The 16,272-nt window shown below is 60.6% G+C and carries 10 protein-coding genes; all 10 read left to right on the top strand.

Annotated features, from left to right (window positions below):
• Positions 1-2: 2 nt before the first annotated feature.
• The 10 genes from BS300_RS17740 (at position 3) to BS300_RS17695 (ending at position 16,202) form a co-directional block, all read left to right on the top strand.
• Positions 3-1,541 carry a sigma-54 dependent transcriptional regulator gene (locus BS300_RS17740; protein ID WP_041210855.1) on the top strand — a complete coding sequence of 513 codons (1,539 nt, stop codon included), beginning with the start codon at positions 3-5 and terminating at the stop codon, positions 1,539-1,541.
• A complete protein-coding gene (gene vasI, locus BS300_RS17735) occupies positions 1,541-2,146 on the top strand; it encodes a type VI secretion system-associated protein VasI (protein ID WP_071914359.1) in 606 nt (201 codons plus the stop codon). Before BS300_RS17740 ends, vasI begins: the two co-directional genes overlap by 1 nt.
• Positions 2,147-2,155: 9 nt before the next feature.
• The gene (tssA, locus tag BS300_RS17730) at positions 2,156-3,598 is read left to right on the top strand and encodes a type VI secretion system protein TssA (protein ID WP_071914357.1); all 1,443 of its coding nucleotides are present in this window, start codon (positions 2,156-2,158) and stop codon (positions 3,596-3,598) included.
• Positions 3,599-3,640: 42 nt separating this feature from the next.
• Positions 3,641-7,138: a type VI secretion system membrane subunit TssM gene (tssM, locus tag BS300_RS17725; RefSeq protein ID WP_041210852.1), complete on the top strand. Its 3,498-nt coding sequence runs from the start codon at positions 3,641-3,643 to the stop codon at positions 7,136-7,138.
• Between the two features lie 46 nt (positions 7,139-7,184).
• Positions 7,185-8,615 carry a VasL domain-containing protein gene (locus tag BS300_RS17720; protein WP_071914355.1) on the top strand — a complete coding sequence of 477 codons (1,431 nt, stop codon included), beginning with the start codon at positions 7,185-7,187 and terminating at the stop codon, positions 8,613-8,615.
• Positions 8,616-8,917: 302 nt separating this feature from the next.
• On the top strand, positions 8,918-9,205 hold the full coding sequence (locus tag BS300_RS17715; RefSeq protein ID WP_033114654.1) for a type VI secretion system PAAR protein: 288 nt from the start codon (positions 8,918-8,920) through the stop codon (positions 9,203-9,205).
• Positions 9,206-9,215: 10 nt separating this feature from the next.
• The gene (locus BS300_RS17710) at positions 9,216-11,303 is read left to right on the top strand and encodes a type VI secretion system tip protein VgrG (protein ID WP_071914353.1); all 2,088 of its coding nucleotides are present in this window, start codon (positions 9,216-9,218) and stop codon (positions 11,301-11,303) included.
• On the top strand, positions 11,279-12,091 hold the full coding sequence (locus BS300_RS17705; protein ID WP_071914351.1) for a DUF4123 domain-containing protein: 813 nt from the start codon (positions 11,279-11,281) through the stop codon (positions 12,089-12,091). The genes BS300_RS17710 and BS300_RS17705 overlap by 25 nt, the downstream gene beginning before the upstream one ends.
• Positions 12,091-15,189: a hypothetical protein gene (locus tag BS300_RS17700; protein ID WP_071914349.1), complete on the top strand. Its 3,099-nt coding sequence runs from the start codon at positions 12,091-12,093 to the stop codon at positions 15,187-15,189. Before BS300_RS17705 ends, BS300_RS17700 begins: the two co-directional genes overlap by 1 nt.
• Complete coding sequence (locus BS300_RS17695; protein WP_071914347.1) at positions 15,186-16,202, top strand: sel1 repeat family protein; 1,017 nt, start codon at positions 15,186-15,188, stop codon at positions 16,200-16,202. Before BS300_RS17700 ends, BS300_RS17695 begins: the two co-directional genes overlap by 4 nt.
• Positions 16,203-16,272 lie beyond the last annotated feature (70 nt).

Below are 16,272 nucleotides of genomic sequence, written 5' to 3'. Positions count from 1 at the left end.
CCATGGAACAAGCCCTCGCATTCGCCCTCGCGCTCACCGAGCAGCGCGACGAAGCCCACCTTTGCCACTGGTGGAGCTCGACCCTCCATGCCAGCTTTCAGCCAAAAGGGATCCTGCTTGGCATGCTGGATGTGAGCGGTCGCCAGCTCGAATGCAAAGGCTGGGTCAAGGGGCAGGAAGTGGCGCTGGGGCTGGCGGTGGATGACTTCTCCCATCCGCTCGCCTATGTGCTGCACAAGGCGCAGTCCCGCACCTGGGACTCCCTCTATGGCGGTGCCCGCATCGAGCACGCCGGTTTTCGCGCACTGCTGGCCAATCTGGGCCAGCAGTGCGGGCTGCATGCGTTCCCGTTGATGGATGGCAAGGGCAAGCCGTTTGCCGTGCTTGCCCTGCTCGATCGGGGCGAGGTATTGCAGGAGTGGGCCGAGGGGCCCGAGCTTGCCAGTCTGGCGCAGGTCTTTTGCAACCAGCTCACCCTTATTCGCGATCTGGGGCGCAGCCGCCGGGATCAGAGTGTGTTGCGCGACTCCCTGCGCCAGATAAAAGGTGAAGAGGATCGTCTGCGCCAGCACGAGAAGCTGCTGGGCGAGCAGTTGATCGGCCAGTCGGCGGTGATCTGCGGTCTGCGCGAGCAGATCGCTCAGGCGGGCCGCCACAAGCTGACTGTCCTCATTCAGGGGGAGACCGGCAGTGGCAAGGAGGTAGTCGCGCGGCTGGTGCACCAGTGCTCCGACCGGGCTCACAAGCCCTTTGTGGCCATCAACTGTGCCGCCATTCCGGAGAACCTCATCGAGAGCGAACTGTTTGGTTATCAGAAGGGGGCCTTCTCCGGCGCGCTCAGCAACAAGAGCGGGCTGGTCGAACAGGCCAATGGCGGCACCCTCTTTCTGGATGAAGTGGGTGACATGCCTGCCGCCATGCAGGCCAAGCTGCTCAGGGTACTGGAAACCCGCAGCTACCGGCCACTTGGCGCCGAGCAGGAGCGTCAGTCTGACTTTCGTCTCATCGCCGCCACTCATCAGCCGCTCACTCGCCATGTGGAGGAGGGGCAGTTCCGCGCCGACCTCTACCACCGCCTTTGCCAGTGCCTGCTGCTGATCGCTCCGTTGCGCGAACACATGGAAGATGTGCCGCTGCTCTGCCAGCACTTCATGGCCCAGTTTGCCGCTCAGGATGGCAAGGCGCTGGCAGGGTTGCAGCGCAAGTTTTTGAAGCAGCTGCAAACCTATGACTTCCCGGGCAATGTGCGCGAGCTGCGCAACTTGCTGGAGGTCGCCTGTGCCCATACCAGCCATGGTGAGGAGGTGGGTCTGGAGGCACTGCCACCAGAGCTGCGCGAGCGGGTCTGCGTCGAGCTGCCCGGCGCACTGGATGACTACAACCACATCCGCGATCTGCGCCGCGCCATGCAGCAGTACGAAGCCTCGGTGATCGAGGCGCGCCTGCGCTACTTCCAGGGCAACCGGATGCTGGTGGCGGAGAGCCTCAATATTCCCAAGCGCACCCTGGATCACAAGTGCCAGAAACTGGAGGTGAGCTGATGAGTCTGCTCGCATTGGTGCCGCTGCTGCTGGCCAGCAGTGCGGCGCAGCCATCCCCGGAGTTGGCCCAATTGCAGGCGTGCCGGCGCGAACCGTCGCCCTTGGTGCGCCTGGCCTGCTATGACGCCATCGGGAAAGATACGGTCGGGAGTGAAGAGGGGGCGGTCTCCCGCTCCCCTGCCTGGCAGGCGATCCTGACCCAGGAGCAGGGGCGTCAGCCTGACAGCCCCCCTTTTCTGCCACTGCTGGATGAAGCTGGCGGCAGCGTCACCCTGACCCGTCCTGCCCTGCGTGGTGCCACCCTGGCCATCGGTTGCGTCAACAGCATCACCCATATCCGGCTGCGGCTTGATAACCCCTGGGTGGGGGAGCAGGTGCAGATAGCGCTGGATGGTGAGCCAAGTCGCCAGTCGCAGAGCTGGTTTGTCCGGGATCAGGGGCTGCTGCTCGAGTATGGCCGTGGCTTGCCCGCTATCGAGGAGCTCAAGCGCTGGATCGGGGCTCGTGAACTGCAGGTGCAGGCCGACAATGGCGCCATCCTGCGGGTGGATCTCAGCGGTCTCAAGGAGGCACTGCAGCCCGTGCGCCAGCAGTGCCGCTGGTAAGGGGGCGCAATGAGCTATCAACACCCCTGGTGTGGCCGCCTGCTGACCCCTCTCTCTGCCGAGCTGGTGAAGGGGGCCGTGCCTGCTGACGAGCCGCGCTGGGATTATGTCGAGACCGAGCTGGTCAAGCTGGGCTCGCTGGCCCACAGCCAGGTCGATCTCAATGCGGTTGCCGAGGCGTGCCTCGTGCTGCTGGAGAGCAAAACCAAGGATATGCGGGTGCTGGCCCAGTTGCTGCGCTGCCTGCAGCATCCGGCCAAGGCGACCCCCATGGGGACGGCAATCCTGCTGCTGGAGTGCTGGATCCGCGACTACTGGTCGCTCGCCTGGCCCGGCAATGCCACCCAGAAACAGCGATTGATGGTGCAGATCGTCAAGCGTTTTGAAGGGGTATTGCCACGGGTATCGGAGAGCGCCTCGGCGGCGGAGCTGGCCGGTTTGCTGGCTCGCGCCGAACAGCTGGAGGCGGCGTGGCTGGCGCTGTGTCCCGACAAGGGCGAGTTGCTCGACCCGCTGGTGATGGGACTGAAACGGGCCCAGCGCCAGCAGGTGGCACAGGCACAGGCCGATGAGGCTGGCGCGCCGCAAAGCAGCGCGACCGTGGCGCCAGGTGCCGCTGTGTCCGGCATTCCCGTTACCACCTCGAGTGCTGCGCAGGGGAGTGCGGGCCAGCGTCCGGCGGTGGAGATCGACAGCTCCAACGATCGGGCATGGCGCCAGACCCAGCTCAAGGTGGCGGAGCTCCTCATTGAGCGTCAGCCGGAGGCCGCAGTGGGCTATCGCCTGCGTCGCCACGCCATCTGGGCCGGTATCACGACCCCTCCCATGACGGCGCAGGGCAACAAGACCCAGCTTGCGCCCATGTCGGTTGACATGGTGGATGAGTATCGCGCCGCGATGAATGCCGCCGATCAGGGGCTCTGGCAGCGGATCGAACAGAGTCTGACGCTGGCGCCCTACTGGTTCGAGGGGCACATGCTCTCGGCCATGGTGGCGCAGAAGCTCGGCTTTGCCACGGTGGCGCAGGCCATCATGCAGGAGCTGGAGACCTTCTTGCAGCGTCTGCCGGCGCTGCGGGAGCTCACCTTCAGCGACGGCACCCCCTTTCTGTCGGCCGAGTGCAGCCGCTGGTTGCAACCAGCCAAGGGGGGGAGCAGTGACGGACAAGGGGGTTGCTCTCTGGCCGAAGAGGTGGCGCTACGCCATGGCGAGCAGGGGGTTGCTGCGGCGCTCGCCCTGCTCGATGAGCGGATGGCGCAACTGAAAGAGCCCAGAGCCCGCTTCCATGCACAACTGGTGCAGGCGGAGTTATTGGAACAGGAAGGCATGAATTCGCTGGCTCGCCAGCACTACCAGCACTTGTGGCAAGAGGCCACCCGTCTGGGACTGTCGCAATGGGAACCGGGGCTGGTGAGCCGTCTGGAACGTCATGCGACCGCCTTGGCGCAATGAGTGTCGAAATGAGTCATTGAGTCGGAGTTGAATCACAATCTTATGTTCAAAACCATCTTTACCTTTCTGCAGCAACAGCTGCCGAAACTGAAACCCTCCTGGCCTCTGCTCGGTGCGGTGCTCTGGGTTGTCGCCCTGATCCTGGTGTGGTGGCTGGGGCCCCGCATCGAGATCCGCGACGCTCGTCCCTTCGAGCCGCTGTGGGGGCGGGTGGTGTTCACCCTGCTCTGGCTCTGGCTGCTGCTGGGAGTTGTCTCCTGGCGCGTATGGCGCAAGATGCAGCAACTCAAGGCCGAGCGGAACCATGAGCTGGTACTGGAGCAGGATCCGGTCAAGGGGATCCTCGATCGTCAGGCGCTCTTTCTTGACCGCTGGCTGGCGACCCTTGGCGAACATCTGGGCAAGGGGGCACTCTATGCCATGCCCTGGTATCTGGTGCTGGGTCTGCCCGGCAGCGGCAAGAGCAGCCTGATCCACCGCGCCAACCCGGCCAACAAGCTCAACCCGAGACTCGACACCGAGCTTCGTGAAGTGGCGCAGGATCAGCTGGTCGATTGCTGGCTGGGAGAGCAGGCGGTGATGCTGGATCCCGCTGGTGAGCTTCTGTCCCAACCCGATGGCGAGCAGGAGCCGCTGGCGCGCAAGCACGAGCGGCTCTGGCTGCACCTGCTCGGCTGGCTCAATGAACATCGCCGTCGCCAGCCCCTCAACGGACTGGTGCTGACGGTGGATCTGGCCTGGCTATCCCATGCCAGCGTGGCCGAACGCAAGGCCTATGCCCAGCTGATGCGCTCCCGTTTGCAGGAGCTGTCGGCCACCATGAATACCCGCTTGCCGCTCTATGTCACTTTTACCAAGCTCGACCTGCTGCGCGGGTTTGACGTGGTTTATGAGCAGCTCGACAAAGAGGCCCGCGAGGCGGTGCTGGGGGTGACCTTCAAGCCGGATGAGCGTCAGGGCAAGGGGTGGCAGGATGACCTCTCCCTCTTCTGGGACGAGTGGGTCGACAACCTCAACCGCAACCTGCCGGCACTGATGCTGGCCGGGCTGGATGCCAGCCGCCGCAGTGCGCTCTTCTCCTTTGTTCGCCAACTGGCGGGCCTCAAGGAGTATGTGACCGAGCTGCTTGCCGAGACCCTGGCCATCGAGGAGAGCAAGCCGCTGCTGGTGCGCGGTGTCTATGTCAGCTCCGTCTATCAGCAGGGGGTGCCGTTCGATGCGTTTGCCCAGGCGGCCTCTCGCCGTTACAACCTGCCAGAGCCCATTTACTCTGCGCTGCGCGGGGAGTCCAACACCTATTTCGTGCGCAAGCTCTTCTCCTCCATCATCTTCCCCGAGGCCCATCTGGCGGGCGAGAACCGGCTGCATACCCTCTATCGCCGCCGTCGCATGGCCGTCGGCCTCAGCTGCTTGTCGCTCTTCTCGGCAGCCCTCATCGGTGGCTGGCACTACTTCTACCGGGTCAACGAGGAGGCCGGTCGCAACGTGCTGACCAAGGCCCAGGCCTTTATGGCCACCAACGAGGTGGCCGATGAAGAGGCGTTTGGCGTGAGCCAGCTGCCGCGTCTCAACCTTATTCGCGAGGCGACCTTCTCCTTTGGCAACTACCGTGAGCGGATGCCGGTGGTGGCCGATCTTGGCCTCTATCAGGGGGACGAGATCGGCCCCTATGTGGAAGGCTCCTACCTGCAACTGCTGAGCCAGCGTTTCCTGCCGGCCCAGATGCAGGGGCTGCTGGAAGATCTCGACCGGGCGCCGGCGGGTAGCGAGGAGAAGCTCGCCATCCTGCGGGTGATGCGGATGCTGGATGACGCCTCCGGTCGCAACAAGGAGCTGGTGGCCCAGTATATGGCGAGCCGCTGGCAGAAGGCGTTCCCGGGGCAGGGGGCGTTGCAGGAGCAGCTGATGGGTCACCTCAACTACGCCCTCGATCATACCGACTGGCACGCTGCTCGCGCCGCCCGTGATCAGGCCGCCATTACCGCCTTTGCGCCCTTCAAGGAGCCGGTCTACGGCGCCCAGCGCGAACTGGGCAAACTGCCCATGTATCAGCGGGTCTACCAGAATCTGGTGGTGAAGGCGGGCGATGTGTTGCCGCCGGATCTCAACGTGCGTGACGAGGTTGGCCCCACCTTCGATACCGTGTTTACCCTGCGCAACGAGAGCGCAGGTCAGGTGCCGCGCCTGCTGACCTGGCCCGGTTTCAGCGATTTCTTCCTCAAGCAGGACAAAGCGCTGCTCGACCTGACCGCCATGGATGCCTGGGTGCTGGGCCAGCGCAAGCTGAGTCAGTTGAGCGAGGCGGATCGCAAGGAGATCACCCGTCAGGTCAACGATCGTTATGTCACCGACTACGTCAACCAGTGGCAGAAACTGCTGACCAATCTGGATGTGCAGCCCCTGGAGAGCCCGGAGCAGGCACTCGATGTGCTCTCGGCCATTACCGGCAACGATCAGCCGTTCCAGCGGGTACTCGCCTCGCTGGATGACAACACCCGCATTCGCAAGATCTCCGATGTGGAGGGGGATCCGGGTCAGGCCATTACGGCACGGATCGGACGTCCCTTTATGACGACCAACGCGGCGCTCAGCGGCCGTGGCGAACAGGGGCCGCTCATCTCCGAGGTGAACCAGAAGCTGGTTGATCTGCAGCACTATCTGGAGCTCATCGTCAACGCGACCGAGCCGGGTCAATCTGCCCTGAAGGCGGTGCAACTGCGCCTGACCAACAAGTACGCCGATCCCGTATTTGCCCTCGAGCAGTATGCCCGTGGTCTGCCCGAGCCGCTCAACCGCTGGGTTGGCCAGCTCTCCGAGCAGACCTCCCGTCTGGTGATCGATTTGGCCATGTCCTCCCTCAATCAGGAGTGGCAGGAGAAGGTGCTGACCCCGTTCAACAGCCAGCTGGCGGATCGCTATCCGTTCAACCCGAGCTCTGCCAAGGATGTGCCGCTCTCCGAGATGGAGCGCTTCTTTGCCCCGGGCGGCACGCTGGACAGCTTCTATCAGGTCAACCTCAAGCCGATGGTAGAGGGCGGGTTGATGGAGGGTGAACTGAGCTCACCCATTCAGGCCGAGCTGGTCAAGCAGCTGGATCGCGCGGCGCGCATCCGCCAGATCTTCTTCAGCCCGCAAGGCAATCTGGAGGTGCAGTTTGCCCTCGAGCCCATAGAGCTCACCGCCAACAAGCGGCGCAGCGTGCTGAATCTGGATGGCCAGTTGCTGGAGTATGCTCACGGTCGTCGCACCAAGGTGCCGCTGGTGTGGCCCAACACCATGCGTGACGGAGCCGAGAGCAAGATCACGCTGGTGCCGGCTGCTCGCGAGCGCTCGCCGCGCAGCGAAGGCTTCGTCGGGCCCTGGGCCATGTTCCGCCTGATGGACAAAGGCGAGCTGACCCAGGTGAGTGACGCCACCTTCGATGTGCGCTTCCCGGTGGATCAGGGGGCCATGACCTATCGGGTCTATACCGACAGCGCCCAGAACCCCTTCACCGGCGGTCTGTTCAGCCAGTTCAGATTGCCCGAATCCCTCTATTGATTAGGTCGGGGGCACCCTGTGCCCCCTTCATCCGTTGGAAGCCGATATGTCACAGAATCAACAAGGCCAGCAGGCGCTCAAAGTGGGGCGTGACCCCAGAATGTTGCCTGAGTACGAAGCGCTGCGCGCCGAGATCAACAAGCTCAGTCACGCCTCACGTCCCGAAGTGGACTGGGCGCTGATCCACCATCTTGCCAGCCAGATCTTCGAAAAGCATGGTGTCGATCTGCAGACCGCCATCTACTTCACCCTGGCCCGCTCCCGCCTTCAGGGACTGAGCGGTTTTACCGAAGGGTGCGAGTTTCTTGCCAACCTCATCGTCACCCAGTGGGATAGCTTCTGGCCGCCGGTACATCAGGAGCGGGCCCGCATCGAGATGCTGGACTGGTTTATTGCCCGCATCAGCGACGTGATTCGCCAGTACCAGATCAGCCATGAGGACAAGCGACTGATCTACCGCTGCGAGCGGGCGCTGCAGCTTATCAGCGAAAAGCTGCACAACGCGGGTCTGAGCCGCATTCCCCGGGTTGAAAACCTGATCCACTTTATCGAGGGCTATACCCACCTCTTTGACGAGACCGAGATCGTCATCGTCTCCGACGAACCGGGTCTCAAGGAGGATATGCAGATCCCGCCGATGGTCTTCTTCAAATCGGATATGGACCACGAGCACGGAACGCCGATGGCATCGGTTGCCCCCGCTCTGCCGCAGGGCAGCATTCTGGTGGGGCGCGAGAAGGGGCAGGTCAAGCCGACTGTGCTCAAGATCGAGCAGCATCGCAAACAGCGTCCGGCCTGGTTCTGGTTTGGCTGTGGCCTGCTCAGCTGCGCTCTGCCGGTCATGGCATGGCTGGGTTGGCAGCACCAGCAGCAGGAGAAGGTGATTGCTATGCAGCGCCTGCAACAGCCGGCCGCCGAGTTGCCGCGCGTGCTCAGCTATGACGATATCCGTCAGGCGCGCATCGTGCTGGGGGAGCAGGCGGTGCAAGGGATGGAGAGCGAGCTGGTGGCGCGCTATCAGGCCCAGCTGGATCGGCTGGAACAGACTTCACCGCTCTACTGGTATCGCTATGGCGAAGGGTTGCGCACCTCGTTGCAGATGCTCTATCCCGACTCGCTGGCGGTCAAGGCGCTGGACAAGCAGTGGCAGAACGCGCTGGTGGGGCAGGGGAGCAATAACAACACCATTCCCACCTACCTTGATGCCCGTGCCGGTGTCGATGCGCTGATCGACCAGCTGCAGGAGCTGGAGCGCCAACGCAAGACGGTGACCATCTCCTATCTCAAGTCCCAGCTTTATGAGGTGCAGAAAAACCTGATGCAGGAGACGCCGTTCAGTCTGCGTCTGAGCGAGCTGGAGGCGAAGAAGGCTTCGCAGGAGCCCATCACCGCCGCCGAATTGAAGGGGCTGGAGAGCGATCTGAAAGCGCTCAATATCCGCCTTTATCAGCTGCAGCAGGGCGAACTTGGCAGCTGATAGTGTTGTTGTGCGCAATATATTGCGCATAAAAAAGTGAGATATACCAGAAAGGCAACCTTTTGTAGTCAGGTTGCCATTTCTGCGCAATACCTTGCAGCCCAATCGCTTGCCATATCGGCCGTTGGCGTGTAATGCACTGATTTTATTTAAAAAATATTGAATGTTTGGAGTGGCACACTCTGTGCTGCCACGACGCAGCCTGTTTTGCCCCGTGCTTGCCGCTGCAGCCTGTTGCTGTTGTGTGAGGGGCGTGGGGATAGGGCGCAGACCCGTTATCCCCGCTCATATGGAGAATCACTATGTGCCCGACTATCGCACTGCTCGGTGACATTGGCACCGACCACGACGGTTTTCACCCCTCGCCGGTCAGCGCGGCCAGTCCCGATGTGTTCCTCGATGGCAAACCGGTAGCCCGTCAGGGCGATCCGCTGGAGCCTCATGACAAGCCCAACAACCCGCCTCATCCCCGCGCCATTGCAGGTGGGGTCGGCTCGGTGCTGGTCAACGGCAAACCCATCGCCGTCACCGGTACTGCGGTTGATTGCGGTGGCGTCGTGATTGGATCCGGCAGCGGACAGGCAGGATAAGGAGCAGATCATGGCACAAAGCACCGGATTGCAATTTACCGTCAAGGTAGGGGCACTGCCCGAGAGCACCTTCGTGGTGGCGAGTTTCCAGCTGGACGAGGGGCTGAACCGGCCGTTCAACCTGCGCCTTGAGCTGGCCAGCAGCCAGCCCGATGTCGACTTTGGCGCCGTGCTGGACCAGCCGTGCGAGTTGCTGGTGTGGTACAACGGCGAGCTGCTGCGCAGGGTCTGTGGGGTAGTGAGCGAGTTTGCCCAAGGGGACAGCGGCTTTCGCCGTACCCGTTACCGCATTGAGGTGAAACCTGCCCTGTGGCGGTTGGGTCTGCGCCAGAACTCTCGCATCTTCCAGGCGCAAAAGCCTGACGAAATCCTCAGTATCCTGCTGCAAGAGCACGGCATCACCGACTACGCCTTTGCGCTGAAGAATGAGCATGCCCAGCGGGAATACTGCGTCCAGTATCGGGAGACCGACCTCGATTTCGTGAATCGTCTCGCAGCCGAAGAGGGCTTGTTCTACTTCCACGAATTTGAAGCAGGCAAACACCGCATCGTGTTTGCCGACGACGCGGCGGCCCTGACCGCCGGCCCCGAGCTCTTCTTCAACCTTGGCAACCGCTCGCTGGAACAAGGCCCTTACGTGCGCCAGTTCCACTACCGCGAGGCAGTACGGCCAAGCGATGTAGAGCTCAAGGACTACAGCTTCAAGACACCGGCTTATGGTCTCTCTCATAAAAAGCAGGGCGCAGAACTCGAGCGTCAGCGGGACACCTATCAGCACTTTGACTACCCGGGCCGCTACAAGCAGGACCCGAGTGGCAAGGCGTTTGCTCAACATCGGCTCGATGCCCTGCGCAATGATGCGGTGGCGGGCAGTGGCAAGTCCAATAGCGCCGCCTTGTTGCCGGGCCAGCACTTTTCATTGACCGAACACCCCAACGGCAGCCTCAACACCGACTGGCAAATCGTTCATATCCGCCACACCGGTGAACAACCCCAGGCGCTGGAGGAAGAGGGCGGCAGCGGCCCGACCGTTTACCACAACGAATTTGGTGTGGTGAAAGCGAGTACCACCTGGCGCGCCCGCATCGGCAGCCCCGAGGCGCCCTACAAGCCGATGGTGGATGGCCCGCAAATCGCCATCGTAGTCGGCCCCGAGGGCGAGGAGATTTACTGCGACGAGCATGGCCGGGTGAAGCTGCAATTCCCGTGGGACAGATATGGTAGCTCCAACGACCAGAGCTCCTGCTGGGTGCGAGTGAGCCAGGGCTGGGCCGGCGGTCAGTACGGCATGATGGCCATCCCCCGTATCGGCCACGAGGTCATCGTCTCGTTTCTGGAAGGTGACCCCGACCAGCCTATCGTGACCGGCCGCACCTACCACGCCACCAACCGGCCGCCGTATGAGCTGCCTGCCAACAAGACCCGCACCGTGCTGCGCACCGAAACCCACAAGGGCGAGGGCTTTAACGAGCTGCGTTTCGAAGACCAGGCGGGGCAGGAAGAGATTTACATCCACGGTCAGAAAGACCTGAACGTGCTTATCGAAAACGATGCGGCGTGGCACATCAAGCACGACCAGCACACCGACATCGACAACGAGCGGGTGACCCGTATCAAGGCCAACGACCACCTGACGGTGGAGGGTGAGAAGCGTGACCAGATAAAAGCCGACTATTCGCTGACGGTGGATACCTCCATGCACCAGAAGTTGGGTCAATCCCTGCTGGTTGATGCTGGTCAGGAGGTGCATCACAAGGCTGGCATGAAGATCGTGATGGAGGCCGGCGCCGAGCTGACCCTCAAGGTGGGCGGCAGCTTTGTGAAGCTCGACTCCGGTGGCGTCACGCTAAGCGGTGGTTCCATCAAGATGAACTCCGGCGGCAGTCCTGGCTCGGGCTCAGGGTGGGCGGGTCAGATGCCCGGCCTGCCGGGGGCGGTCAAGGCGCCACCCTATCTTGCGCCGCCAAGGCCAGATATGCTCGAAGCGCTGCTGAGGTCGGCCAAGGCCGGGGTCGTCTCTATCCCCATGTGCGGTAAAAAAAGCGATGGCAGCTGTGGTCGGGGGGATTGCCCATGCAAATCGACTGGCAACGCTTGAGTAACGACAGCACCCTTTCGCAAGAAAAGGGCGTGCTCACCCATTTGCTGATAGATCAGGGGTGCTGGCCAGAGATCCAGCAATATCTCTATGAACATCTGGAACACCCCGAATTTAGTCTGCTGTTTGCCACCACATGCCATGAGCCTCTGTTAGCCGCATCCCCCCTGTTGTTGCAGTTGCCTGCAAACGAGGGGGTATGCCAAGAACTGATGCTGGAAATGGCGACGCGCCTCGCCGGGGTTGGTTTGAACAGCTCACGCCCCCTGGCGGAACTGGCCGCGCACTTCAGAACGTTCTTGACCGTGGCGGACGCGGCGGGAGAGAGCTACTTGCGTTTCTATGATCCCGCTATTTTCGCAGCCCTGTGGCTGAGCAATATGTGCGCTGCCTTGGGGCACGGCGTGGCGACCTGGTGGTTGCCGGACTGGGGCAGGAAGGGGTGGCGCCTGTTTTCCGTCCCCCCAACCATTGGGGATGAAATGATGCCCCGCATTACCGCTGAACTTGAGGAGCACGCCACGTTTGTCCGCCTGCTTTACCTGACGCCTCCACAGCCATTTGTTGATCATGCATGGTTGGCGCTCTGCACCATGCAGGTGATCAAAAGCGGATTGACCGAACATTGGGAGTGGCACCCCTGGTATCTGGTTTTGGCCAAACATGTGGCACATTTACCGGCCATCTGGCCCCATTTAACCGAGGATATCGTATTGCAGTCAGACCCGGAGTCAGCGCTGGCCTCTCTGTTAAATGCCCACCCTGTGAACGATGAGGTCGTATCCTGATGAGCTCTTCCACTTCCTCTGTCAACCAGCTGGTTGACACCCGTCTTTGTGATGATCCGCTCCTTTTGCACTCTGCCGAGCCAATGGAGCCCACACCGGCTGATTCGTTTGCCAAGGCAGCTCACCCCTGTCAGGCCAAGGAGTTCAAAGATATTTTCTATGTCAGCGGCAGCAACTGTTTCTGGCTGGTGCCCGAGAAAGCCTTCAAGAAGATCAAGCATGCCGTGACGATCTTCGAGACCAAGGTGCTCAAGGCCAGTAACAAACTGGCAGCCCTGTCACTGCAAGATATTCAGCTCGACTCACTGATGGTCAGCCCCTCGGTCAGCCACTTTTTTACCCCGGAGCAGCAGGCTGAGTGGCAGCAACTTGAGGCGAAAGTACGGGCTTTTAACGATGACCCGACGAGTTATAGGGCCCCTATCGATTTTGCTCGGGCTGTAAATGAAAACGAGCTGCTGGCTGCGCGGATGCAGAAACTCAAAGAGCAAGCCATCAAGCAGGCCAAAGAGCAGAAGTATGAAGTCGATGCCGCTGGTCGCTTCTATGATCCGCGCCAGGTCAAGATCCGCTCCCTGCTTGCGCAGTACAAGAAGGCCAGGAGCGCCTTTGTCGAGACATCTCCCCCCGCCAGCCAGATAGAGGCGCTGCGCCGCGAACTCCAACAGATCCAGACCCTGATGCAGGAACATAGCATGAGTCTGGCATGGCCAGCCCCCAGCTATTTCGAAGAGAAGCGGCAACGGCTGGAGAACATGGAGAAGAGTGTGCAGGAGCTCCTGCAGGTGATCGAGCAGCTGGCGGCGCTGGGGATCGCGGTCCCTGAGTGGGCCCTCACTGGCCAGAGTGGCTGTGTCGACGGCGCCAGCTGTTACGCTAACTGGTTTGCCTATCTGGACGAGAAGGCGAAAGCGGAAGCGGAGCTCAAGCGCACCATCGAGGCCTTCCTGATGGCGCTGGGGAGCGGCTACGCCACCACAAAAAACGAGCAGGCTCCCAAGCCTCCGCGTCAAGTATTCAAGCCTGCACTGGCGGCCATCGAGCAGGCCGAACAACAGGCCGTCGCCATTGAGAAACTGGCCCGGCAAGCGGCATCCCGGCTGGTGCCGCCCCGCATTCTGGCATGGGGGGGAGAGTACGAACTACGCCCCATGGATGCGCTCACCAAGGGTGACTATCCGCTGCGGGAGATCTGCTCGGCAGCCCTCTCTGCCGAGCGCTTCTGCTACTTCAGCCTATGGCAACTGCCGGTGGAGCAGACCGAGCGGTCAGGGGATCTGCTCAAGCTGGATCAGGATCCGGTGCTGCTCGCCCTGCTGGCGCAGGATGGCATTGTCCGCCTGCCCCTTGAGCCGGGCTGGTTTATCAAAGAGAGCGGCGCCCTGCGTTTTGACAAAGTGGAGGAGACGCTGGCACAGCGCGGCTGGCAAGTCGACTCCCTCCTGACTCACCGCTCCCGTTTCGAGAAACATCTCTCCACCATGCTGTTGCGACTGGACAAAGAGAGCCCGACCGGGCTGCTTGATGAGAGCCCCCAGGCCCAGCTGATGCGATTGATGAGTTACTCCACCTGGTCTGGCAAGCTGAGCAGCCAGGCGGGGGTGGAGCATGAAAAGCTATTCCTGCAGATGGGTGATACCAAGGTTAAGAGCAGTGCGACCACTCTCAATGCCTCGCGTCCGCTCACGGGGGGAGGTGGTAAACAGAGCGGGTTGAACCAGCGTTCGGTGGCTTCGGTATCGGTGGATGCAGAGTACTATCCCCTGCGCGGGGAGATAGACCTCTTTCGGGTCAAGCTGCCGCAGGCGCCAAGCGAACTGACGATCAAGGTGAAGGGGCAGCGCAGCGGCAAGCTCTACGATTTTAATCTGGGGGCCTGGTCACTGTTGCTCCATGCCAAGGCGTGGGGCAAGGCGGGGGCCATGATGGCTGCGGGGCGCGAAATCAGCCTCAGTCATACTCTGGGTGGGGTGAGCCTGAGCGGCAAGGATTGGGTGAGCAAGGTGGAGCAGAAGGGCAAGTTCGAGGGCGAGGTGGGCATTGAAGTGGGGGCCAGCGTCAGCGGGGCGCTGCTCTGGCGCCCGTCGCGGCTGAGCTGTCAGCAGCTGGATATCTCCGGTGAAGGGAAGCTGCCGCTGCAGCTCTGCAAGGCGACCACGGGGCTGAAGGCGTCGCTCAAGAAGTCGTTCGAGTCACCCATCGTGCTGAGCTGGCGCGGCAAGTGGCTGCGTCTGGGCATTCGGGCCGGTTGCTTTGGTGGTGCGGCCTCAGCCAACGCCTATCTGGAGTTTGAGCTGGACTGGCAAGGGGCGGGCTATGTGGTGGCCCTGTTCCAGCAACTGCTGCGCGACTGCCAGTATGAGCGGGTCGACCTCTTTGCCGATGACGAAAGCTATCAGCGCCTCTCGCGGGCCAGCCAGCTGGCGCTGGTGTTGGGGCTGGAGCTCGGTCAGGTGGTGGCCACCGGCAAGGACTTTGTCGACCGGGTCTATGGCCAGCTCAACCAGAGTACCAATGCCGGGCTGATTGCCTGGACCCTCTCCGGCCACCGTTTGCCCCGTAGTGATAATCCATCAGTCAATGTGGCCGCCATCTCGCCGGGGGAGGCCCGGGAGCTAGAGGTCAAACTGCAGGAGTGGGTGGATCAGCTGCTGCCGGAGGCGCTGGGCTCTTTGCTGGAGACCATGATTGCCAGGCCGTCAAAATTGTCTATGGACAGATTGAACGTCAGGCTGGATGAAAAGCAGGTTCATGCTTTACAGCAAATCACCATTGCCCGCCTGCTGGGCTGGCTTAATCAGCGCGACTACTCGGCGCTACAGCGCAATCGCCATAAGTTGACCGAGGCGGTGGTCAGAATGCACTCGCTGGAGGTACACGATAAAATCGCTGCCTATCTGAGCAACCTTAAAGAGTTGAATATGTTTATGGAACAACCTGCCATAAATAATCCAGTAGTGAGGGCCAGTCTGACACAATATCATCAGGCGCGCGACGCATTACTTGAACACTCTTACTGGGAAGCTCGGCGTGTTTTAGGTGAAAGTGGCAAAGATTATCCCAAGGTAGTTCCTACAGACTGGAGTTCTTCAGAATGAAAACACTCTTTTTAACTGCCCTGCTGCTCGCTACTCCGGTATGGGCAACCCAAGAGCGCGCCCAAGCGCTCTATGATTTGGCTGTTATTCCTTGGGAGCAGGGAAAAAAGGAAGGCTGGGAGGCAATGTTAAACGCGGCTGAAGCGGGCCATGTGGAAGCGCTTTGCACGATTGCCCGAGCCTATCAAGGAACCTCGTTGATTGTCTCGGAAAAGGCTGATGAATATTTTGAAAAGGCCGCTGAGCGCAATGGTTTATGTGGCATGCTGGCGCTTGCCAATATCGGAAGTGGCCCTATATTGAGCAATAATTTAGGCGCGGTAAAAACACATACCGACTGGCGACAAAAGGTGGTGGAATTAGCCAAGTCTCAGGCGGAGCAGGGCGATATCTATGCTATCAAGACCTATGCCTTTATACAGGGAGCAACGGGTAGTGATAACGGTTATTGTCAGTGGATGGAGAAAGCGGCCAAATTGGGTGATGCCGATGCGATGAAGCAGCTGGCTTCAGCCATTGAAGATGGTTGTGGCTGGTATCTGATCCCCGGAGCTCGTCACAAGGCTGTGCGTTACTGGATGGAACAGGCCGCGATCCATGGGCACCCGGACGCTATAGCTGACATGGCGCTTAAGCAATGCGAGAAAAATGATTATGAAGGTTTTTTTAAGTGGTTTAACAAGGCTATTGATATGGGGGACTACTCTGCGTTAGATACAATGAGCTCTGTGTTAAGGGGCGATAAAGACTTGGCCGTGTGTGTAGTTCCTGAGCAATATTTGGATAAAGTGAGGGCATACTCCTATATGTATGCACTACATAAACAGGTTCCAGAGTTAGAAAAAAGTAGGGCAGCACTTCTAAATGAGGAGTTTAGCAATCCTTACCTAATGTCAAAACTTGAAAAAGAATTAACCATAGAGCAGGTCAACAGCGCTAAAGAGTGGGCGAAGCAGTGGATGGAGAATCATCAGATCCGTACATATGGTCTGGTTTTTCATCGTTTTTTGTAGAAAAAAGTGGCTCACCACCTAATGTACCGGTTATTAAGCATTCTTAATAATGCATTTGAGGGGGAGCCTT

This window comes from Aeromonas sp. SCS5 (genome assembly GCF_001887375.1).
GTDB lineage: Bacteria > Pseudomonadota > Gammaproteobacteria > Enterobacterales > Aeromonadaceae > Aeromonas > Aeromonas jandaei.
Note: the sequence above shows the minus strand (reverse complement) of the source record. Positions and strands in the feature narration are given on the sequence as shown.